This is a genomic window from Rufibacter roseus (assembly GCF_001647285.1).
Taxonomy (GTDB): domain Bacteria; phylum Bacteroidota; class Bacteroidia; order Cytophagales; family Hymenobacteraceae; genus Nibribacter; species Nibribacter roseus.
In genome coordinates, this window is record NZ_LRML01000005.1 from 327550 (window position 1) to 348946 (window position 21397).

A 21397-nucleotide genomic window follows, 5' to 3' on the forward strand; every position below is an offset into this window, starting at 1 on the left:
AGGCAAATGGGTCGTTTGGGTAGAAGATTTATTTATTTAAAAAAAAGATAGTGCCTATGCATAACATTATGAAAATATCTCTTCTATTTTTCTATATTTGATTACAAAATCCACAACAAGCACATACTTTTATTTTAAACAGAAGACGCATGAAGAGTAAATTTTTAGCCTTTCTGGGCGGAGCCGTGCTTTCGGCAGGGATAGCAAACGCAGGTGGCTTTCAGGCTAACCTTCAAGGGCAAAAGCAGATAGGCATGGGCCATGCGGGTACTGGCCTGGCGTTAGACCATAGCAGCATCTTTTTCAACCCTGGCGCATTGGCTCATTTACGCCAGAACGGCATACAGTTAGGAGTAAGTGCTCTGAATGCAAGAATAGTATACCGTGAGCCCGCTCCGGGAATTTCTGAATCTAGAACAAATAACCCGCTGAGCACGCCTTTTCAAGTGTATGCTTCATACGGAAAAGAAGAAAGCCCTCTTCGCTTTGGTATTGGTGTGTACACCCCGTACGGCAGCTCCGTTAACTGGGGCAATACCTGGCAGGGCCGCTTTGGGTTAAATGAACTTAGTTTAACCGCTATTTTTATTCAGCCTACCGTCAGCTACCGCGTTTCTGAGAAATTTGGCATTGGCGCTGGCTTTGTATTTGCCACCGGTAGCGTGAACCTGCAACGCAGCATTCCGTTGGTATCTACCTTTGGCTATGAAAGCGGTTTAGAGTTAGACGGCGGAGCTACCGGTTTCGGGTACAACGTAGGCCTGTACTTTGCTCCTACCGAGCAGCTTTCGTTTGGTTTAACCTACCGCTCGCGTGTAGACATGAAAGTAGATGAAGGCGATGTTACCTATAGATTACCTGGCTCTCCGCTTATTGGGGCCAACTTCAGCGCCAATCGTTTTAATGCTGAATTGCCTCTGCCGGCCAACATTACGCTGGGTATAGGCTTCAAACCTACTGAAAAACTGACCCTTGCCGCTGACCTTCAACGCATACAGTGGAGCGCCTACGAATCTTTAAAATTTGACTTTAACGGCAACGTTGGTGGCCCTGGCATGACAACGAGTGAGAGCCCCCGCAATTATAAAGATGTGTTTATCTATCGCTTAGGTGCTCAGTATGAAGTAAGTGAAAGCTTCACCATCCGCGCCGGTGCGTATTATGATGAGTCTCCGGTACAAAATGGTTACCTGACTCCTGAGACCCCTGATGCCGATTCAAGAGGAATTTCTGCTGGCCTTACCATTGCTCTGAGCGAGAAAGTAGACCTGGATGCATCCTTCCTGTACCTGAACAAAAAACAACGCACCGATGATGCCAGCAAATCTGGCGGCGTACCAGGCACATTTAAATCTGTGGCCTATGTACCAGGAATAGGCATCAACTACAAATTCTAATTTTTCTTTGAGACATATTACCATGAAGAATATAGTACACAAACTTGGTCTGGCGGCTTTCTTTTCTGCCTCTTTCCTTTTTGCCGGCTGTGACCCAGAAATAGAAGACGACACGGTTTTTACCCGCGCCGATCTTGACTTAAGTAAATATGTGGCCGTTGGAAATTCGCTAACAGCCGGATTTCAAGACGGTGGCCTTTACCTGGAAGGCCAAATCAGTTCTTACCCTAACATTCTGGCTTACCAGTTCTCTCAAGTAGGCGGAGGCGGTTTCAACCAGCCTTTGTTCCCCTATGAGCAAAGAAATGGCTCTGGCTATCTGAAGCTTAGCGGCTTTACCTCATCTGGCTCACCGATCATCCAGAGTGAACAGAATGCTTTGGCCGTTAGAACAAACGTAGCGCCTCTACCTGGAGGGCCTATGCTAACCAAATACACCGGCGACTTCCAAAACTGGGGAGTGCCTGGCATGTCTGTGCTTTCCAGCGCAGTGACGCAATATGGTGGCATCAACCCGTATTTTGAACGGTTGCTACCAGATGGTGAAGTGGGTCAGCGGAGCTACATCCAGAAAGTAGTGGCAACGCAGCCAACCTTTTTCTCCTTATGGCTAGGGAACAACGATGTATTGAGCTACGCCACCAACGGCGGTGTGGTAGAGCAGACAAATCCGTTTGGTGGAATCACGCCTGTACCGCAGTTTGAAGCAATTTATTCTCAACTGGTGGCTGGCTTATCTAGAAACCAAGCCGCCGAAGGTATTTTGGCTACCATTCCGGATGTACGTTCTATTCCTTACTTCACCACGGTTGGCCCTACCTTCAAAGCTAGTTTACCGGCTCAGGTCACCCAGTTGGTCGTATTGACCAAAAGCGGAGCGCAGCGTAAAGTTATTGCCCGTGATGATATCAAAGTAGGTGCTTCCGGTACCGCTTTGTTTACACTCACCTCAAGCGGATACTTAGGGCTAATAGGAACTCAAACTGGTAAATACTGGCGCGATCAGGCTAGAGCCAAATTCCCAACTGATGCCGCTGCCAGAGAGCAGCAGGTGAAAGACTATATTCAGAACCACGGATTAGATACCACCCAACTATTTGGTGTGAGCGGGGGCAATCCTATCCCTAGCCAATTGGTGTTAGATGCTGATGAGCAGAATGAAATTACTACCGCCACTAATGCTTACAATGCCTTTATCAAGGCTCAGGCCAATACACACAACCTGGCACTGTTTGACGCACATGAGTTCTTCAACAGCGTACAAAATGGCTTGATGTTGAACGGCGTGAGATATTCTCCAGCTTTCATTACCGGTAATATCTTCTCATTAGACGGGGTGCACCCAACTCCTGCCGGCTATGCCATCATCGCCAACCAAATGATCAAAGAAATCAACAGAAAGTATGGTTCTTTGATCCCAACCATTGATGTAACTCAATTTCGGGCAGTATTGATACCTTAATCAACCCCTGCCAGCACAAGCTAATAAAGGCCCAGCCATTGCGCTGGGCCTTTTTATTTCAACTTTCGTATAGTTGTACCTATAGATTAAGTAGATTTACCGCCAAGGCCACAACTAATTATTTTATGAAAAACCTTATCACATCTTTTTTTGCAGTGATGCTGCTTTGCTTGTCTGCCTGCAGCAACGACGACGACAACCAATTAGACGCTCAGGCCAAATTACCCAACAAGCGCTGGGCAATCACTGAACTAAAAATTGAAACTTTCTTAGGCGAATCAGATGCTTATGCTGATTTTGAGGATTGTGAAAAAGATAATTACTTTGAATTTAGAGAGAACGGCGTATTGATTGTAGATGAAGGCGCCACTAAGTGCTCTTCAGATGATCCACAGCAAACCCAAGGCACCTGGAGTGTGCAAGGCAACGTCATGACCATTTCCGGACTGAATTTAGGGTTACCCTCTAATACAGTAAAACTAAATATCACAGAATTAACCGACGCTTCTTTAAGAGGCACTTTCAAAGAAGATTATCAGGGCGTGCCAGTAAGCGGAAAATTAGCCATGCGTGCTCAGTAAAATAAATCAGCCATTGCCCTCCGTTTAGATTTCATTATGTATAATACCTTAAAACATTTTTACACAAGCCATCAGAATTCTTTAGCACAGAAGATTTTCCGATTACTCTTTCTGCTATTGGCGACTCTAATTTTTTTCTCATGCCAAGATGATGAAGAAAGTGTTACAGATCTGAACAGCTTCATAGCTAACCGTGACTGGCAAATTTCCGGTTTGGTTGCCAATGCTGAAAACGGCCAATCTATGGATTACTATGGCAATTTAGACGAGTGCGACCAAGATGATGTGTGGCGCTTTGTAGGCAACGGCTACTATGAAAAAACTGAAGGTGCTTTAAAGTGCGAGGAAAATGAACCTCAGGTATATGAAACCGGCTCCTGGAGCTTGACCGGTGATCAGTTAGTGATGCGTCAGCCTACTGAAACCAGAACTTATACAGTGCTTGAGGCCACTACCACTACACTGCGGCTGCAGCACATAAGACAAATAGACAACAGAAACTTATTTTTCGTCTATACTTTAACAAGATAAAGCCTCAGCCTTACGGGGCAAAATCTTTCAAAAACAGAAGCGGGAGCCCAAGGGCTCCCGCTTCTGTTTTTGGTCCCTTTTAGCCAAAACAGGTTAAAAACATTAATGCGCCTCCAGCCAGTTTTCGCCGGTGCCCAAGCCAATTTCCATAGGCACGCTGAGCGGTAGAGCCGTTTTCATGAGCTCTTCAATTTTGGGCTGCACCACGGCCAGTTCTTCACGGGGCACGTCAAATACCAATTCGTCATGCACCTGCAGAATCATACGGGTGGCTAATTTCTCCTCGCGTAGCCATTGGTCAATGTTGATCATGGCAATCTTAATAATGTCTGCCGCCGTGCCCTGAATTGGTGCGTTGATGGCGTTGCGTTCAGCGTAGCCGCGTATGTTCTGGTTACGTGAGTTTATGTCTCTGAGGTAGCGTCTCCTGCCCAACAGCGTTTCTACGTATTCCTGCTCCCGGGCTACGTTAATGGCGCTGTCCATGTACTGCTTCACCGCCGGGAACTCCTGAAAATAGGCTTCAATAATCTCTGCGGCTTCTCTACGCGGAATAGCCAGTCTTTCGGCTAGGCCGAAGGCGGAGATTCCGTAGATGATCCCGAAGTTGATGGTTTTGGCCTTCCGGCGCATGTCTGACGTCACCTCTTCCACGGGCACGTGGAACACTTTGGCAGCGGTAGAAGCGTGAATATCCTGCCCCTTCTGGAAGGCCTCTTTCATGGTGGCATCATTGCTGAAATGCGCCATGATTCTGAGCTCAATTTGTGAATAATCCGCGGAGAGCAGCACATGGTTCGCATCACGCGGCACGAATGCCTTCCGGATTTCACGGCCTTTCTCCGTACGGATGGGTATGTTCTGCAGGTTGGGGTTAGTAGAGCTCAAACGTCCGGTGGCTGCTACGGCTTGGTTGTAAGACGTGTGCAGGCGGTTGTCTTCCGCGCAAACCAGCTGCGGAAGCGCGTCTACATAGGTGCTCTTGAGTTTTGTCAGCTGTCGGTGGTCCAGTATGAGCTGCACTATCTCGTGCTCAAAGGCTAGTTTAGAAAGAATCTCTTCGCCCGTGGCGTACTGGCCGGTTTTGGTTTTCTTGATTTTGCTGCCGCCCAGCTGCATTTTGTCAAACAACACCTCGCCCAGTTGCTTAGGCGAGCCTATGTTAAACTCCATGCCCGCGTGCTCAAATATCTTCTGCTCTATCTCCTGAATATTCTGCTGCAGGTCAATGGAAGACTCGGCCAGGGCTTCGGCATCAATGCTCACGCCTTCGCGCTCCATATGCCCTAACACAGCCAGTAACGGATTCTCTACCTCATTGAACAGGCGTTTTAGGCCTTGTTTTTCCAAAAGAGGGTCAAAATAGTTTTTAAGCTGCAGCGTGATGTCAGCGTCTTCACAGGCATACTCATACACTTGCAGCGGCGGCAATTTGTCCATGGTGAGCTGGTGCTTGCCTTTGCCCAGCAGCGTTTCTATGGAAATAGGCGAGTAGTTCAGGTATGTTTCGGCCAGCAGGTCCATGTTATGGCGCATATCAGGCTCCAGCAGGTAGTGCGCTAGCATGGTGTCATATAATGGCCCCTGCACATCAACACCGTAGCGCTGCAGCACCACCAAATCATATTTAATGTTCTGACCTATTTTGACAATGCTGGGGCTTTCCAGCACCTCTTTGAACTCCTGCACTAGATCATAGGCGGCTTCCTCGTCTTGCGGCGGAACCGGTATATAATAAGCCTCGCCGGGCAGATAACAGAACGAGATGCCTACCAAACGTGCGGTGATAGGGTCAATGCTGGTGGTCTCGGTGTCGAAGGAGATTTCTTTCTGCAGCTTAAGGTATTTCAAAAGCTGTTGCCGTTGCTCGGACGTATTCAGCAAATGGTATTCGTGCAGCGTGGTGTCAATGGTCTTTCTTACCCGTGGGGTGAGCTCATCAAAAGCTGTTTCAGAGGCCTCCCCAACTTCAGGCGCCACCGTATCTTCAGCTCCTCCAAACAACGAGGTTTGCCCCGTGGGCACACTTGATTTTACCCCCTTGCCCACGGTTGGTTTGTTGCTCACAGGTTTGGGAACGGCCGGTGAGGCGGTACCCAGCACACGCGTGGCCAATTGCCGGAATTCCAGCTCGTCAAACAGCGCCGCCAGTTTCTCCGTGTCTGGTCCGTCATAACGCAGCCCCTCCTCGTCAAAGTCAATGGGCACGTCCAGGTGAATGGTGGCCAATTCTTTTGACATGAGGCCCTGCTCCGCGAATTTCTCCACGTTCTCCTTCTGCTTGCCTTTCAGCTCGTGCACGTTGGCAATGAGGTTCTCCACGCTCCCGAACCGTTGAATCAGCGTCTTCGCGGTTTTCTCACCAATGCCCGGAATACCTGGTATGTTATCCACGGCATCGCCCATGAGGCCCAGAATGTCAATGACCTGCTTCACGTTCTCAATCTCCCAGCGCTCCAGCACCTTGGGCGTATCAATTACTTCTATGGCGTTGCCCAAGAATGCGGGCTTGTAGACAAACACATGGTCGGTCACCAGTTGGTAGTAATCTTTGTCGGGCGTCATCATGAACACGTCATACCCTGCTTTTTCGGCTTTGCAGGAGAGGGTGCCAATAATGTCATCGGCCTCGTAGCCGTCCAGCATCATGCCGGGTATGCCAAAGGCCTCCACAATTTTCTTCACGTAAGGTATGGCAATGGCAATGTCTTCAGGCATGGCCTGACGGTTGGCCTTGTATTCTACAAATGACTCGTGCCGGAAGGTTTTGGAAGGCGCATCATAGCACACGCCAATGTGCGTAGGCTTTTCGCGGTTGAGCAGGTCTACCAAGGTGTTGGTGAAACCCAACGCGGCACCGGTATTCATGCCTTTGGAGTTGATTCTGGGGTTCTTGCTGAACGCGAAGTGGGCGCGGTAAATGAGCGCCATGGCGTCTAGGAGAAACAGGCGTTTATCTGGTGTACTCATAGTATAGCGAAGGTACGGGCAATGCTGCGGTGTTGCAACGGTTCTTTTATCTTTAACTGCCGCGGAAGTGGAAAGTTTTGTTTCTGTTTTAGAACTCTTTTTTTTAAAAATAGGCTGAAACCGCAACACATATTTTAAACATACGCATTTTTGACACTCCCCCTTTGAAGGGGGCGAAGGGGGATGTTTACACCAGCCGGTCCACGCATTCCAAATCCTTCTCTTTTTGCCGGTCATCCTGAGCGCTAGCCGAAGGATCTAACGAAGACGCATTTCTTCTACCAGCACTTTTACTCCCGCTGTACCCTCCGCCGTTGTTGTGTGTTCTCATCAACAACTTAATGAGCATTTGCTCCCATTGCCTCTCTTGCTAAATTTCTAGCTGCTTCTCTCCCTGCTGGGGTTTGTCACTTTTCTCCTTGATGAGAAAAGTAACCAAAAGAATCAAGAAGCCCTTAAACTCGCTGCCGCTCAAACAGTAAGGGCTTCAGTTAATTTACCACCTGGCCCATGTGCGCTGTTCCATAGCTGCAGTGGCTACTGCTAAATTGAACCTGCGTCTCGTGCTCCCGCTAAGCGCCTGCGTGCCCTTGGCACTGCGTTGCCCGCTCCCGCAGGAGGCGCTAAGGAGGAAAGTTGGTACAGATTAGGCAATACCGATGGTATTGCATGCCCACTCAAAAGAAAAATTTGTTGCGCCTAAAGGTTCTGCCACAGTCTAAACCAACGGCACAACCTATTGATTTTCCCTTTCTTGAGCACGTTTAACAAATTTTTTATATATTTAATATTAACTATATAATACCTTTCAACTATGGAAGCTGAAAAAGATAAAGCCTTATGGAAAATCGCCAAGAAGCGGGTAGCGTTCCGGCGGCATTTTTTCACTTACTTAATCGTCAATGGCTTTTTATGGACGCTATGGTATTATAACGGTACCGGCACCTCTATGTATGAGGGCTTACCTTGGCCTGCCTGGGTAAGCTTTGGCTGGGGCATTGGCGTGGCTTTCAATTACTATGATGCCTTCCATGGCAACCATGATTATGCCGCTGAGCGGGAATACGAGAAGTTAGCTAACAAGAAGAAACGCTAGAACTAACCAATTATTTAATTAGTTTTGCTTGTAGACCAAACAAAACTAACCCATGGCTAAATTTAGATCTGGGGTTCTGTACGGAGATGAAGTACAGGACTTATATAAGTACGCTAACGAAAATAACTTCGCGTTGCCAGCCGTAAACGTTATTGGCACCAACTCTATCAATGCGGTACTAGAAACAGCCAAGGCTGTCAATTCACCAGTTATCATTCAGTTCTCTAACAGTGGTGCTCAGTTTTATGCTGGCAAAAGCCTGAAAAACGAAGGCCAGGCCTCTGCCATTGCTGGTGCTATCTCTGGTGCACACCACGTGCATTTAATGGCTGAAGCGTATGGCGTACCTGTGGTTCTGCACACTGACCACGCCGCCCGCAAACTTCTTCCTTGGATTGACGGCCTGTTAGATGCCGGCGAGAAATACCATGCACAGCACGGCAAGCCTTTGTTCAGCTCACACATGTTAGATCTTTCAGAAGAAGAACTGGAAGAAAACGTAAGAACCTGCTCTAGCTACCTGCAACGCATGGAGAAGCTGGGCATGATGATTGAAATTGAATTAGGCGTAACCGGTGGCGAGGAAGACGGCGTTGACAACTCTGACGTGGACAGCGAGCACCTGTACACCCAGCCTGAGCACGTGGCTCACGCCTACGAAGAACTGAAGAAAATCAGTGACCGCTTTACCATTGCTGCGGCCTTCGGAAACGTACACGGCGTGTACAAGCCAGGTAACGTTGAGCTTCGTCCAGAGATCTTGAAAAACTCTCAGGAATACATCCAGCAGAAATACGGCACTGGTCCTAACCCAGTGAACTTTGTATTCCACGGTGGTTCTGGCTCTGAGAAAGAGAAAATTACTGAAGCTATTGAGTACGGCGCCATTAAAATGAACATTGACACTGACATGCAATGGGCGTTCTGGGACGGCATCAAAAACTTCTACGAAGACAAAAAAGATTATTTGCAAGGCCAGATCGGAAACCCTGAAGGCGAAGACAGCCCTAACAAAAAATACTATGACCCGCGCGTTTGGCTACGCAAAGGCGAAGAAACTTTCATTGCCCGTTTGAAAGAGGCTTTTGAAGATTTGAACGCATTAGACCGTAACTAATCTATATTTTATAACGCTACACAGGCGTCTAAACAAAAAGAGCTGGCTCATTAATTTGAGCCAGCTCTTTTTATTAGTGCGTTTTCGGCTTGTTTTTCAAAAAAAAGGCCGAAAACAGATCACAAGTGCACCTTAGTTTACTACCTGCGCCTCAAAGTTAACTTCAATATCAGTTGCTCCGGTGCTGGAAGTACTGGTGGTAGATTTAGTGCCCGGCTGGTGCTTCAGCGTAACGATAAACCGGCCATTACTAACAGAATTGGCAGTAATAATGGTTTCAAGCCCAATAGGCAGGTTGTTTCGGTCGTAATCTAGGTACTGCACGCTAACATCCAACCCATTCATGGGTAAAAAGAAGAACATGTGCTCATGGCCCTCGCTTTCAATCTCAGAAGTTAAGTCTTCTGCCGGAGTTTTAGATTCATTCAGTACTTCTATGGTGGTGTTGTAAGACACGCCCTGCTTCAGCACGATTTTGTCTTGTGTAGGAGCCTGTCCGCCGGGGCCATCAATATCACGGAAAGTGGCAACCACAGGGGTACCGCCGTCTGCCGGCACCATGTTCAGGCGCAGGGTAGTGATCAGTTCACCTTCGTGGTCGTGATCATGGTCGTCGTCATGACCGCAAGAAGTAAAAAGCAAGGCTACAGAAGCAAAAAGGGCAAGGGGAAATTTCAAATATGATTTCATTTCTTTCGAAGTTTAAAGGTTAAAAGGAATACTGACTCTTAAAGTAATGTTCCGGCCTACCTCATCGGCGTAGTACCGGAAACGGTTTAAATAATCTCGGTAAGAAGTGTTGAGGAGATTTCGGCCTATGAGCCCGATTTCTACCTGATGGTTACCCACCTGCAGCGTTGTTCCCGCCTCAGCGTGCAGCAGGAAGTAACCTGCCGGTGGCATGGCATAATCGCGGAGCAGGTAATTGTCTGGCACAAAGCGCTGCCTGGCCACGTAGGTGCCGCCTACGGCGAAGAAGTTCTGGCTGAATTGCCCCCGCTGCCCCAGCTTATCCAACTCATAGCGCAGGCTGTTGGTGAAGCGGTCAGCAGGAATCCAGATCAGGTACTCATTAGCCGTACGGTTAAAGCCCCGCACCAAAGAGGTCTTGCTTTCCAGCATTAACCGATCAGTGAACTGATATGTCGCATTTAAGTCAAGGCCCGTCATGGTGGCGTTTGTTTGCCGCTGCCGGGCTGTCAAAAATGCACCTCTAATGGTAAGCGTAGGCTCTGGGTCAGGCTCCAGGTAAATGTAGTTGTCTATGTAGTTGCGGTACACACTTACCTCGCCGTTCAGGCGCTTGTTTTGCACATAGCCCACCGTAGCCATAAAGTTGTAGCCCCGTTCTACACCCAAGGCGGCATTTCCATACTCATACGTTCCGGTGCCGTGGTGAATACCGTTGCTGTATAACTCACTAGCTGTTGGTGATCGCCAGGCTGAGCCTGCATTCAGGCGTATGTGAAAATGGGGACCAAAATCATAAATAGCGCCTAGGGTTCCGGTCAGGTTCTGGAAGGTGTGCCGTGGGGTAAGCAATTCATTATCCAGGTCATAGTCTCCGGTGCGTTGCGGGGTGTTGCGGCGCAGCATACTGGCCTCCAGCACCCGGTAGTCGTACCGTAGCCCCGCTTCTAACTGTAAGCGGTTTTTCTGCCAGCGCTCAATCAGAAACAAGCCACCGGTGTAGGTGTCATATTCCGGAATAAAGAAACGCCCGCTAAACTGGTTGAACTGGTACAAATAGCTAGCCCCAATGCTCCCGGTTAAATTCAGGAACGGGGCATGCTCCCATAGCACCTCGCCGGTGTGCGTCTGAATGCTGAACCGAAGCTCAGGGCGGTTAGCGTCTGAGTGATTATCATATTCTTCACGGCGGTTTAACTGCCCCGAATACATAAAGCTCAGCTTGCCCATTGTACCAGTGCGCCTGAACCCGTTTAGCTTTAACAGATTATGCGTCACCAGCTGGTAAGGCCGCTCTATGGCATAGGTGAAGTCACCGGGGTTTTCAGGCTCACCGCGTTCAATAGCGTTCTTGATATCCGTGAGGTTACCCACGTGCGAGGCCGAGAACACCCCCAGCTTAGTATGAAACTGACTGAAGAATACCTCAGTACCGTACCGCTCTTTTCGCCAACCAGCTGCCGCCGAGAAGTTACGCTCGGTGTAGCCGGTGTTGTCCAGGAAATAATCTGGGGCTTTGCTGTTGCCGGCTTTCTTGAGTGAGCCTTGCAGTCGCCAGCTGAAAGGTGGCAAAGCAGCGGTATTGCCTTCTACCATGGCACTCATTACGCCCTGCCGGTTGTTGCTTACGCCTACCAGGTTAAGCTCACCGCCTATGCCCGCTGAGTCACGGAGTGGTTTAGGCTGCACCAGAATAACTCCGCCAATGGCATCGGCGCCGTAGCGCACGCCAGCGGCACCCTTTACCACGGTAAGCTGGTTGGCCACAAATGGGTCAATTTCGGGAGCATGCTCAGAACCCCATTGCTGGGCCTCGTGACGCACGCCATTGTTCATGACCAATATGCGGTTGCTGTGCAAACCGTGAATAACGGGTTTGGCAATGCTTGGCCCAGTCTGCAGGCTGGAAAGCCCCGTGAGCCGCTCCAGGCTCTGCGCCAGCGACTGGCCATGGGTCTGGGCTAGTTCACGGCCACTCAGTTCATTGCTGGCCTGGGTTGTTTCTTCGGGCAGCTTGGCGCCACGCACCTCCACGCTCCGTAACAGCAAAATGTCTGGGTGCAGCCGGAAATTAACTACCTCCGGTCCCCGGAAGTTTTTCTCCAGCCGCTCCGTGTTATATCCCACGTACCGCACCTCTAGCCGGTACGGACCCGGGCACAGGTCATGGAAATGATAATGCCCGTTGGCATCAGAAACGCTGATGTGCTGCACGTTCTCACGCCCTTCTAGCACCACGGTAGCGCCTACAATGGAACTTCGGTTCTCATGGTCGGTGATGGTGCCGGAAAGTGTAATGCCGCAGTCAGCGTCTGACAGCACCTCCGTTAAAGCCGGAGGAACGGGTCCACTCTGAGCCCAGCTGTTTCCTGTAGGCCAAAAGCCAACGCACAGCAGTAGCAGCACAATATATTTAAAGTTTTTGCGCAACTCAGTAAGAAAATAGGAAATGGAAAAACAGGAGGAAATCCTCCAAACAGTTCCTCAGGTACAGACTTCCGTTTCAGCCTGTTTTTCAGAAAACAGCCCTAAAACAGGAGTTTACAGAACGGCAGAGCCATTCGTTCCTGAGGAAAAAACTAGGAAAGTTGCGCTGCGGGCGGACCGCGAAGGTGCTGCTGAGAAGTAGAAGTAATATATCCGGATTGGGGCGCAGCGGCACCAAAAGGAGTTTCAAAGGTTAACGGAGCAGGAAGGCTTACCGCTTCAGCTGGCTGGAACGGCGCATGAAAAAGGTTATCGGTTTCGCAGTGCGTGTGCTTTACCCCAACGTGCGTCTGCGACTCATCAAGGGCAATTTCCTCGGTATGTTCGTGCGCGTGCAATTGCAGCAGCAGTTCGTTCGGGGTCATGACCCGCGCAAACAGCAGCAGCAGAAAAAGGGCGCTATACCTAGTGAAATTTCGCACGTCTTATCCAAAGATTCAGGCAAATATACGAAACGTTTGTAGCTACAGCTAAAATCCTGCCGCTTTTGCTTTATCAGAAGCTGACATCCTGTCATTTTAATGACTGATGGAACAGCTTTTGCCTACTGGAGAATTGTTAGTTGCTGATTGTTTTAAAATTGTTGATTGTTCATTGTTGTTTGTTTTCAGCAATGGCGTGGAAATTACTTCCGTGACATAGAAAGAAAAACTAGCCATTCCTGATATGTCTCCCTTTGAAGGCCCGGGATGATGAAGACTGGAGAAGAACCATCAGCAACAGCAATGAAACGGGAGGGAATGAATTTCTGGAATGAAGATTCTGCTTGAGTAATTCAGCACGAGTAATCATCCCCCTACCCCCTTCAAAGGGGGACGAAGAAGTAGCTAATTTTCTGTTTCTGGCCTGTTTTCTGAAAAATAAGCTAAAAACAGAGCATCGGCGCAGCCGAAAAAGAGAGAGAAAACAAAGTTTTTAACACACATCGATATAAAGTAGAAATGGAAGAAAAAGGCACGATTTCGATTCACACCGAGAACATTTTCCCCATCATCAAGAAGTTCTTGTACTCAGACCACGAGATTTTCTTGCGTGAGTTGGTTTCTAACGCGGTTGACGCGAGCCAGAAAGCCAAAAGCCTCAGCAGCATTGGAGAGCTGAAAGGCGACTTGGGCGAGCTGAAGGTGACCGTGAAGGTAGACAAGGAGAAGAAGCAGATCATCATCTCGGACAACGGGATAGGAATGACCGCTGAGGAGATCAAGAAATATATCAACCAGATTGCCTTCTCTGGCGCTACCGAGTTTGTAGAGCGCTACAAAGATTCCAACGCCGACAAGAGCCAAATCATCGGTCAGTTCGGCCTTGGTTTCTACTCGGCGTTTATGGTGGCCAGCACAGTGGAGATTGACACTTTGTCGCACCAAGACGGAGCGGAGCCTGCGCACTGGACCTGTGACGGTTCTACCGAATTCACCATCACTTCTGGCTCTAGGACTGAGCGTGGAACGGATGTTATTCTGAACATTGCTGAAGATTCTGAAGAATTCTTGGAAGAGGCGCGTCTGCAGACCATCCTGAACAAATACTGCAAGTTCTTGCCTATTCCGGTGGAGTTCAATGGTGAGACCATCAATAACCCGAACCCGATCTGGACCAAATCTCCGTCTGACCTGACTGACGAGGATTACAAGAACTTCTACAAAGAACTGTATCCGTTCTCAGAGGACCCGCTGTTCTGGATTCACCTAAATGTGGACTATCCGTTTAACCTCACGGGTATTCTTTACTTCCCGAAGGTGAAGAATGAGTTTGATTTCCAGAAAAACAAAATCCAGCTCTACAGCCGCCAGGTGTTCATCACCGACGAGGTGAAAGATGTGGTGCCGGAGTTCCTGATGCTGTTGCACGGCGTGATTGACTCACCGGACATTCCGCTGAACGTGAGCCGCTCGTTCTTGCAGGCCGATGCCAACGTGAAGAAAATCAACACCTACATCACCCGTAAGGTGGCTGACAAGCTGAACGAAATCTACAAAAAAGACCGCGCCGCCTATGAAGAGAAGTGGAACGACATTGCGGTGTTTGTGAAGTACGGCATGCTCTCAGACGACAAGTTCTACGAGAAAGCCAAAGACTTCGCGCTGCTGCAAAGCACCGACGAGAAATTCTACACTTTAGAAGAGTACCGCAACTATGTACAGGCGAACCAAACCGACAAAAACGGCAACCTGGTAATTCTGTATACCAATGACGCTGAGAAGCAGCACGCTTTCATTGAAACCGCCAAGAACCGCAACTATGACGTGGTGAAGCTGGATCACATGATTGACCCGCACTTCATAGGTCAGCTGGAGCAGAAGCTGGAGAAAACCACTCTAAAACGTGTGGACGCTGATACCATTGACAAGCTTATTGAGACCGATGCCAAGCCAGAGAGCGTGCTGTCTGAAGACGAAAGCAAACGCCTGAAAGAGCTCTTCGAAAAGGCTATCTCTAACCAGAACATGACTGTGGCAGTAGATGCTTTGAGTCCAGATGACCAGCCAGTGATCATTACGCTGCCTGAGTTCATGCGCCGCATGAAAGACATGAACCGCATGGGCGGCGGCGGCATGATGATGATGGGCGACCTGCCAGACATGTACACCGTCACCGTAAACGCCAACCACCCCATCAACCACCGCATCCTGAAAAACTCTGATGAGCGCGGCGAGAAAATTGCCAAGCAGGCTTATGACCTAGCCCTGCTATCGCAGAACATGCTGACGGGTGCTGCCTTAACGGCCTTCGTGAAACGCAGCGTGGAACTGATTGACAAAGAATAGAAGTTGTTTTAGCGTTGTTTTTATGAAAAGAGGCCGGAAACGTAAGTTTACCGGCCTCTTTTGGTTACTGAAACTATGATCTTTCTTGCCTTAACTTGTGACCTTTAGCTCATTTCCAGTTCTGGAAAGAGAATTAGACAGTAGCTACACTTTGTCTTTTTCTTCTCATTCTGTTTATGCCATATCCAATTAATGCAGTTATTAGTCCCATAGCTGCCATGATAAGATACTCAGTAGATGTTTCAAGCCCACTTTCTACTCTTGGCAAACCTTGTGAGTCTGCTATTTTTATGGTTAAATTTTCAGAAATAAGAGTATCAACCAATAAAAGCAGTAGCATTAACAGAATGGTAACGCCTAGGTTTACATGGTTTGCCAGGAAATAAGCAACTCCCACATAAACGGCTAAACTTAGTACTAAGAAAACAAGGCCGACAATATCATTTTTTGTAAAATCACTACCATTAGCTGGAAGGGAAGGATCTGTTAAAAAATACTCTAATACCTCTACGACCTGACTCAAAAGAAGGCCAATCAGTAAGATGGGTAAGACTTTTTTCATAAAATTAGTTTAGGTTAACTCCAAATAAATAGAATAATTTAAATATAAACAATACCTATAAATGTGTAGAATCGAATAATTTTAGCTGAAGTTTAGGCGTATTTATGCTTTGCACAACGCGAGGAAAGTGCTTAACTGGCAACTCTTAGAATATGTGTGGCTAAGATGGGAGAATTGTTTTGGCGCTGTTTTTATAAAAAGAGGCCGGAAACGCAAGTTTACCGGCCTCTTTTGGTTTATTACTAATTAGCCATTAACTAATCAATGATTCCTAATTCCTGATACTGCTTCAATAAAACATTCGCCCTAAGTGTATCAGCGTTCTGGAGCGCCTGGAAGTAAGGCTTGACAGCTTTGGCTGCTTTTGAATTTGGCCTTTCCTTTAGTAGATAATGATAGGCTTCTGCGTAATATGAATTCAACCTATTATCTCCATGCTCAAGCACAGGGGTATTATCCATTCCTACTAAAAGCGTGGTTAAGTAATCCTGTACATTTTCCTTGGCTTCTTCCACAAGAATAAATTCAGGATTTGCTTTTACAAAATCTTCCCACCAAATAACACGATCTGCTAACTGCCTTGGCGCTATGGTTAAACTGGCATCATCGGCAAAACCTTCTATGTTTTCTTTATTTAATTTGGAAAGGTAGACCTTTAAAACAGGACTTAGAAAGGTGTAAAAATGCTTCTTTACAAAATTCCTGTCCTGCTTTAAATAAGTAATCCCTTCAGTCATAGCGAGCTTAAAACCGTTCTTATTCAAATGTCTATCATAGGTTCTCAACTCCTTTGACTTTTGAAGTGATTTAGACAGACCTTGATGTATTACCAGAGAATCATATTTCTCCTCGTTATAATTTTCATTAATAGTATTGTCCACACGGTTATAAAACTTTTCAAACAGCACGTAGCCAGAATCAGCTAAAGAGGTATTTTGCCCCTTAAACAGCTCCTTATATTTCTCAGCGGCAACAGACATGTTCTCTACTTTGCCACTGTCTAATCTAGTTAAAAACTGCCCATATTCGGCCAGTAATGGATGTAGAATACTTTGCTCCTCTTGACGCACTTGGGCAGGAGCTTGGGTACCTTGTTCGGTATTTTTTGACTTCTGCTGACAGCTTCCAAAAATTAGAAGTGCGGTTAATAGTATATAAAAGGAATCTTTCATCTGATAGTTAAGCTAGCTGAAAACTGCCTGAAATTTGACTGTTTTACTCCCGTTTTTCTTAAAACAAGCCTAAAACATACCTACTTCTTCATCACCACATTCAAGCGCTTCCAAATCTCATTCAGAAATACCACCGGCACTTCTTCGTCACCAGGAGCCTCGCCCATGCGCACCAAAACCAATCCTTGGCTGGGCACCACGTTCAGGAACTGGCCGTTTTTGCCCATGGCGGCATACATTTCGGCGGGAGCATCAGGTACCGAGCTACCAGGGAAAACAGTAGGCACGGAGGGCAGCATGAACGAAGGCTTGCCGTTGAGCCACCAGAGGTAGCCGTAAGACAGATTCAGGCTCTGCGAGGTGTTCACCATGGCATTTATATAAGCGGCATCATTCAGAACAGCGGTATTTTCCCATTTGCCTTTGTTGAGCATGAGCAACCCGAAACGGGCCATAGAGCGGGCAGTGCTGAAGTACACATGGTTGTCTCCAACATGTTGCCAAAGGCCATTCATCCCAATTTTATCAGCTAGCCGACTCTTGAAGTAAGCGTTATAGTTTTGGTTGGTGCTGCTCTCAATTACTTTGCTCAATAAGGTGTAAGGGGCATTGTGGTAGGCCCAGCGGGTGCCAGGAGCAGCGCGGTAAGTAAGGCAGGCAGGAGTGGTGCAGTCGCGGTTGGGCACCCGTTCATCCAGGCCAGTCGTCATGGTGAGTTGGTGCCGTATGGTAATCTGATCTTCCTGCGCAGCTGAAAGGCTCGTCCAGTTGGCACCTAGGTATTTGCTGGTTTTGTCATTAATGGAGAGAAGCCCTTCTTCCTGCGCTTTGCCTACCATAAACGCAGTCAATGTTTTCCCCGCCGAAGCCCAATACCAGTTACTACCTACGTTAAATGCACCACCGTTGGCAGCGGTGCCGCTGTAATGCTCCAGCACTATCTTCCCATCTTTTAATAACAAGAAGGCTCTGGTGTTATTCTGCTCCAGATACGAAACCAGCTCCGGCAGTGCATCGGTATTCCACCCTAAACTTTGAGGTGAGGTCGTTTCCCACATGGAAGAACCTATGGCCGGAAAGTACAAGGCTGCCCCTGATGGGGCCGGCACCTCTTTTTTGCTGCAGCCAATAAACATGAGTGCAGAAAAGACAGACATAACAAGGCTAAAAAAACTTCTTAACATGAAATCTGAATTCTTCCTTTTGATGATACTGATAATGAAAGGTTTAATATATTACAAATAAACAATATTCAGCGAAAGACACTGGCAAACAATCCACTGAGCTTACCTGAACAAACCGCCTTTTTAATTTTTATTAAAAACGATTCATCCCCACCAGAATCCTTCTTACATTAGCCTTTCATTGCCTGTCACATTAAATTTCCCCTTCTATGCTCAAACGGTTCATATCTTATTTATCTTGTGGTCTGCTCATACTGGCGGTAAGTTGTTCCTCGTGTTCTAAAACCAGCTCCCCGTCAACAGCTACCACCACACAAAGTGCTCCTCCGTCATCGGCGAAGCAGAACGCCAATGCTAAACCCGGCCTGATCACCGGTGCCGACCAAACCGAAAAATACGTGCCTTACCTGAAAGGCAAGCGGGTGGGCATGGTGGTGAACCCGTCTTCTACTATCGGCAACAAATTAAGTGTAGACAGCCTGCTTTCGTTGGGCATAAAGGTGGTGAAGGTATTTGGCCCAGAGCATGGCTTCAGGGGCAACGCCAGCAACGGCGCGAAGGTAGACGATGAGGTAGACGCAGAAACGGGCATTCCTATCATTTCCCTGTACGGCAAAAAGAAGAAGCCCAGCAAAGAAGACATGGCTGATCTGGATATCCTCATCTATGACATTCAGGATGTGGGCGTGCGTTTCTACACTAACATTAACACGCTGCGCGATGTGATGGAGTCTTGCGCCGAGCACAACGTGGAGTTTATGGTGCTGGACCGCCCTAACCCACATGGTTACATGGTAGACGGCCCTATTCTGGACAAGAAATATTATTCGGGCATTGGGCAGTTTCCTATTCCTATTGCGCACGGCATGACAGTAGGCGAGTTTGCGCAGATGATCAACGGCGAAGGCTGGATGACAAACGGTCTTAAGCTGGACAAAGAAAAACTCAAGATCATCAAGCTGGCTAATTATAACCACGACATGCCGTACGTGCTGCCAGTGAATCCATCGCCAAACCTGAATACCCCGCAGAGCGTGATGCTGTACCCAAGTTTGTGTCTGTTCGAAGGCACCATCATCAGTCAGGGCCGCGGCACCTACATGCCGTTCACGGTACTGGGCGCACCCGCTCTCAAAGGCAAATATGAGTTCAACTTTACCCCCGTAGGCATAAAAGGCATGAGCGAGACACCGCTGCACATGAACGAGGTTTGCTACGGCCTTGACTTACGGAATTATGATGTAGAACAGCTCCGCAAAAAAAGGCAGATAAACTTGGGCTGGATGATTGAAATGTACAAGGCTTACCCAGAGAAGGCACGGTTCTTTGATTCATCTTACAGCAAACAAATGGGCGTGATTGAGCGTCTGGCCGGCGTAGCCGATTTCCGGAAGCAAATTGAAGAGGGCTGGACGGAAGAGCAGATCAGAGAAACTTGGCAGCCGGGGCTGAAGGCATTCAGAGAGCAACGCAAGCCGTACATGCTGTACCCGTAATTTCAAGAAGGCAGGCTGTTTTAGCCCCGATTTCATAAAAAGAGGCCGAAAACATAATGTTTCCGGCCTCTTTCATTTTGCATTTACGAATGATTATTGCGCTGTTAAGCCATTTATCACGTTATACTTTTTCAGCTCCTTTATACGTGGATCATACAATTCCATTTCCTGATAAGTGATGGATACCTGCTTGTTCAGAATTTTGCGGTAATTGTCGGTGAGCGTTGGGGTAGACTGAAAATAGGTGAGCCAAAGAAAGTTATTGGTTTTACCATTGCTATCTTTCACGGTAAACACCACAAACTGCTGGTCTTGTATAGAGACAACCTCGCCCTCAAAGGTCTTGATTGGTTCCGCCTCTTCATCTCCTCCATTGAATTCAGAAACGGCCACCAACACATCTGGGCAGAAGCTGAGCATTTTCATACCCACTATCCTACCTAGTTTTTCACCTTCAGAATTCATGTCTTTTCCGCCCAGCAAGTCTATACCATGGTCTTTCTTAAGCTGGGCATTGTACGGTTGTGCAGCCTTCATCATGCAAAGCCCTATCTGCATAGTAACAGCCTCTTTATTACCGTCCTTTTCTTTCAAAGCCTTGCTGAAGCAATCACATGATTTTTGCGCAATGGCATCCAAGTAATCTTTATTCTGGCTAAAGGCTGCTGTATTAGCGGCAAGTATGACAAGTGAAAGAAAAAAGAATTTGTAAAAAGCCTTCATTTCAGATAATTGTAGCGACAAATAATTTACGAAGGGAAATTACAACATTCCTTCCTCAGGAACCAAAAAGGCAGCATAAAATACTATTGCCCCAGCTTTATAGCAGCCTTTTCTCGATCATAAGTTTTCCAGATGATCTTATATGAAAAGAGCTGCTTCTCAGGCGGAAGTTGCGGTGGTGCCAAACTTTTACCGTTGATTGGCTAGCCTGCGGGAGCGTTTTAATCCTGATTTGCAGAAAAAAGGCCTAAAACGCTCTATAAACTTTCAAGTCAGAAGAAGAGGAATCACGCCCCAATCTTAACAGAGGTCATGGTCAATGAACCGCCTACCATCTTATCATTGAAGAACGAGGCTTCTTCATTTTTACTTTGCAAGCCCAGGGTGTACAAGAGCGGCAGATAATGCTCTACGGTAGGTATGGCTAGCAGGGCTTCTTTGCCCAGGGTTTGGTAGTTGATGAGCGGCTGGTGGTCATGGTTCAGAATTAGTTCTTTGAACTTCTCGTTGATGGTGTGGGCCCAGTCATAACCGCCACCGTTGATCATAGACCAATTCAGCATTCTTAAATTGTGCACCATGTTGCCGCTGCCCACAATCAATACCCCTTTCTTGCGCAAGGCAGTTAACTCCTTCGCCAGCTCATAATGGTACTGCGGGCCTTTGGTATAATCTATACTCAACTGCAACACCGGCACATTGGCTTCGGGGTACATATGCCGAATGATGGTCCAGGTGCCGTGGTCCAAGCCCCAGTCATGGTCTAGCTCTACCTGAGTGGCTTTGATTAGAGCGGCTGTTTCCTGCGCCAAATCGGCATTACCGGGTGCAGGATATTGCACCGCAAACAGTTCCTTCGGGAAACCTCCGAAGTCATGGATGGTCTGCGGAAAATCCATGGCTGTGATCTTGGTGCCCTTGGTAAACCAATGCGCCGACACCACCAAAACCGCCTTCGGCACCGGAATTTCCTGTGCTAGCTTTTTCCAGCGCTGGCTGAATTCATTGTCTTCAATGCCGTTCATAGGCGAGCCGTGCCCAATAAAAAGAACCGGCATGGTATATTCTTGAGGGGTCAAATCCTCAGTAAATTTTCTGAAAGCACTTAATGTTGTCATTCCTATAGCTCCTGCTGCTACTGATTGTATGAACGTGCGCCGT

The 21397-nt window shown here is 47.7% G+C and carries 18 protein-coding genes; 8 read left to right on the top strand and 10 right to left on the bottom strand.

Features of this window, described 5'->3' with window-relative positions; genetic code table 11:
* The first annotated feature begins 149 nt into the window (after positions 1-149).
* The 4 genes from A8O23_RS09810 to A8O23_RS09825 all read left to right on the top strand — a co-directional run bounded on the left by A8O23_RS09810 (position 150) and on the right by A8O23_RS09825 (position 3971).
* Positions 150-1397, top strand: coding sequence for an OmpP1/FadL family transporter (locus tag A8O23_RS09810; RefSeq protein WP_066620258.1), 1248 nt, complete (start codon positions 150-152; stop codon positions 1395-1397).
* Between the two features lie 22 nt (positions 1398-1419).
* A complete protein-coding gene (locus tag A8O23_RS09815; RefSeq protein WP_066620262.1) occupies positions 1420-2859 on the top strand; it encodes an SGNH/GDSL hydrolase family protein in 1440 nt (479 codons plus the stop codon).
* 125 nt (positions 2860-2984) lie between these two features.
* Positions 2985-3440, top strand: a complete 456-nt coding sequence (locus A8O23_RS09820; protein WP_066620265.1) for a lipocalin-like domain-containing protein — start codon at positions 2985-2987, stop codon at positions 3438-3440.
* A 117-nt stretch (positions 3441-3557) separates the two neighbouring features.
* Positions 3558-3971, top strand: coding sequence for a lipocalin-like domain-containing protein (locus A8O23_RS09825; protein ID WP_161486715.1), 414 nt, complete (start codon positions 3558-3560; stop codon positions 3969-3971).
* Between the two features lie 102 nt (positions 3972-4073).
* Here A8O23_RS09825 and polA read toward each other — a convergent pair whose 3' ends face one another.
* Both polA and A8O23_RS21570 read right to left on the bottom strand, forming a co-directional pair.
* A complete protein-coding gene (gene polA / locus A8O23_RS09830; RefSeq protein WP_066620269.1) occupies positions 4074-6941 on the bottom strand; it encodes a DNA polymerase I in 2868 nt (955 codons plus the stop codon).
* A gap of 187 nt (positions 6942-7128) precedes the next feature.
* On the bottom strand, positions 7129-7272 hold the full coding sequence (locus A8O23_RS21570; protein ID WP_161486716.1) for a hypothetical protein: 144 nt from the start codon (positions 7270-7272) through the stop codon (positions 7129-7131).
* Between the two features lie 483 nt (positions 7273-7755).
* Here A8O23_RS21570 and A8O23_RS09835 point away from each other — a divergent pair, with 483 nt between their 5' ends.
* Both A8O23_RS09835 and fbaA read left to right on the top strand, forming a co-directional pair.
* The gene (locus A8O23_RS09835; protein ID WP_066620272.1) at positions 7756-8037 is read left to right on the top strand and encodes a 2TM domain-containing protein; all 282 of its coding nucleotides are present in this window, start codon (positions 7756-7758) and stop codon (positions 8035-8037) included.
* 52 nt (positions 8038-8089) lie between these two features.
* Positions 8090-9154: a class II fructose-bisphosphate aldolase gene (gene fbaA / locus A8O23_RS09840; protein ID WP_066620275.1), complete on the top strand. Its 1065-nt coding sequence runs from the start codon at positions 8090-8092 to the stop codon at positions 9152-9154.
* Between the two features lie 132 nt (positions 9155-9286).
* Here the strand turns inward: fbaA and A8O23_RS09845 are convergent, their stop codons facing one another.
* The 3 genes from A8O23_RS09845 to A8O23_RS09855 form a co-directional block, all read right to left on the bottom strand.
* Positions 9287-9844, bottom strand: a complete 558-nt coding sequence (locus tag A8O23_RS09845) for a hypothetical protein (RefSeq protein WP_066620278.1) — start codon at positions 9842-9844, stop codon at positions 9287-9289.
* A 12-nt stretch (positions 9845-9856) separates the two neighbouring features.
* Positions 9857-12250, bottom strand: coding sequence for a TonB-dependent receptor (locus A8O23_RS09850; RefSeq protein ID WP_153042148.1), 2394 nt, complete (start codon positions 12248-12250; stop codon positions 9857-9859).
* Positions 12251-12423: 173 nt separating this feature from the next.
* On the bottom strand, positions 12424-12753 hold the full coding sequence (locus A8O23_RS09855) for a hypothetical protein (RefSeq protein ID WP_153042149.1): 330 nt from the start codon (positions 12751-12753) through the stop codon (positions 12424-12426).
* A 519-nt stretch (positions 12754-13272) separates the two neighbouring features.
* Between A8O23_RS09855 and htpG the strand changes: the two genes are divergently transcribed.
* Entirely contained in the window at positions 13273-15099 is a 1827-nt protein-coding gene (gene htpG / locus A8O23_RS09860; protein ID WP_066620289.1) for a molecular chaperone HtpG, read from the top strand.
* A gap of 133 nt (positions 15100-15232) precedes the next feature.
* Here the strand turns inward: htpG and A8O23_RS09865 are convergent, their stop codons facing one another.
* The 3 genes from A8O23_RS09865 to A8O23_RS09875 form a co-directional block, all read right to left on the bottom strand.
* Complete coding sequence (locus A8O23_RS09865; protein WP_066620292.1) at positions 15233-15661, bottom strand: hypothetical protein; 429 nt, start codon at positions 15659-15661, stop codon at positions 15233-15235.
* Positions 15662-15918: 257 nt separating this feature from the next.
* Positions 15919-16833 carry a hypothetical protein gene (locus tag A8O23_RS09870; RefSeq protein WP_066620295.1) on the bottom strand — a complete coding sequence of 305 codons (915 nt, stop codon included), beginning with the start codon at positions 16831-16833 and terminating at the stop codon, positions 15919-15921.
* An 80-nt stretch (positions 16834-16913) separates the two neighbouring features.
* Positions 16914-17990 (bottom strand): serine hydrolase domain-containing protein, encoded by a 1077-nt coding sequence (locus A8O23_RS09875; RefSeq protein ID WP_239693377.1) that lies wholly within the window; start codon positions 17988-17990, stop codon positions 16914-16916.
* Between the two features lie 236 nt (positions 17991-18226).
* Between A8O23_RS09875 and A8O23_RS09880 the strand changes: the two genes are divergently transcribed.
* Complete coding sequence (locus A8O23_RS09880) at positions 18227-19513, top strand: exo-beta-N-acetylmuramidase NamZ family protein (RefSeq protein ID WP_066620301.1); 1287 nt, start codon at positions 18227-18229, stop codon at positions 19511-19513.
* Positions 19514-19606: 93 nt separating this feature from the next.
* Here A8O23_RS09880 and A8O23_RS09885 read toward each other — a convergent pair whose 3' ends face one another.
* Both A8O23_RS09885 and ygiD read right to left on the bottom strand, forming a co-directional pair.
* On the bottom strand, positions 19607-20236 hold the full coding sequence (locus A8O23_RS09885; RefSeq protein ID WP_066620304.1) for a hypothetical protein: 630 nt from the start codon (positions 20234-20236) through the stop codon (positions 19607-19609).
* Positions 20237-20523: 287 nt separating this feature from the next.
* Positions 20524-21354, bottom strand: coding sequence for a 4,5-DOPA-extradiol-dioxygenase (ygiD, locus tag A8O23_RS09890; protein WP_066620468.1), 831 nt, complete (start codon positions 21352-21354; stop codon positions 20524-20526).
* Between the last annotated feature and the right edge of the window lie 43 nt (positions 21355-21397).

What these genes read in the sequence shown, in the direction of transcription:
- A8O23_RS09810 (WP_066620258.1), top strand. Translation starts at nt 150, where the DNA reads ATGAAGAGTAAATTTTTAGCCTTTCTGGGCGGAGCCGTGCTTTCGGCA.
- A8O23_RS09815 (WP_066620262.1), top strand. Translation starts at nt 1,420, where the DNA reads ATGAAGAATATAGTACACAAACTTGGTCTGGCGGCTTTCTTTTCTGCC.
- A8O23_RS09820 (WP_066620265.1), top strand. Translation starts at nt 2,985, where the DNA reads ATGAAAAACCTTATCACATCTTTTTTTGCAGTGATGCTGCTTTGCTTG.
- polA (WP_066620269.1), bottom strand. Translation starts at nt 6,941, where the DNA reads ATGAGTACACCAGATAAACGCCTGTTTCTCCTAGACGCCATGGCGCTC.
- A8O23_RS21570 (WP_161486716.1), bottom strand. Translation starts at nt 7,272, where the DNA reads ATGAGAACACACAACAACGGCGGAGGGTACAGCGGGAGTAAAAGTGCT.
- A8O23_RS09835 (WP_066620272.1), top strand. Translation starts at nt 7,756, where the DNA reads ATGGAAGCTGAAAAAGATAAAGCCTTATGGAAAATCGCCAAGAAGCGG.
- fbaA (WP_066620275.1), top strand. Translation starts at nt 8,090, where the DNA reads ATGGCTAAATTTAGATCTGGGGTTCTGTACGGAGATGAAGTACAGGAC.
- A8O23_RS09845 (WP_066620278.1), bottom strand. Translation starts at nt 9,844, where the DNA reads ATGAAATCATATTTGAAATTTCCCCTTGCCCTTTTTGCTTCTGTAGCC.
- htpG (WP_066620289.1), top strand. Translation starts at nt 13,273, where the DNA reads ATGGAAGAAAAAGGCACGATTTCGATTCACACCGAGAACATTTTCCCC.
- A8O23_RS09865 (WP_066620292.1), bottom strand. Translation starts at nt 15,661, where the DNA reads ATGAAAAAAGTCTTACCCATCTTACTGATTGGCCTTCTTTTGAGTCAG.
- A8O23_RS09870 (WP_066620295.1), bottom strand. Translation starts at nt 16,833, where the DNA reads ATGAAAGATTCCTTTTATATACTATTAACCGCACTTCTAATTTTTGGA.
- A8O23_RS09875 (WP_239693377.1), bottom strand. Translation starts at nt 17,990, where the DNA reads ATGTCTGTCTTTTCTGCACTCATGTTTATTGGCTGCAGCAAAAAAGAG.
- A8O23_RS09880 (WP_066620301.1), top strand. Translation starts at nt 18,227, where the DNA reads ATGCTCAAACGGTTCATATCTTATTTATCTTGTGGTCTGCTCATACTG.
- A8O23_RS09885 (WP_066620304.1), bottom strand. Translation starts at nt 20,236, where the DNA reads ATGAAGGCTTTTTACAAATTCTTTTTTCTTTCACTTGTCATACTTGCC.
- ygiD (WP_066620468.1), bottom strand. Translation starts at nt 21,354, where the DNA reads ATGACAACATTAAGTGCTTTCAGAAAATTTACTGAGGATTTGACCCCT.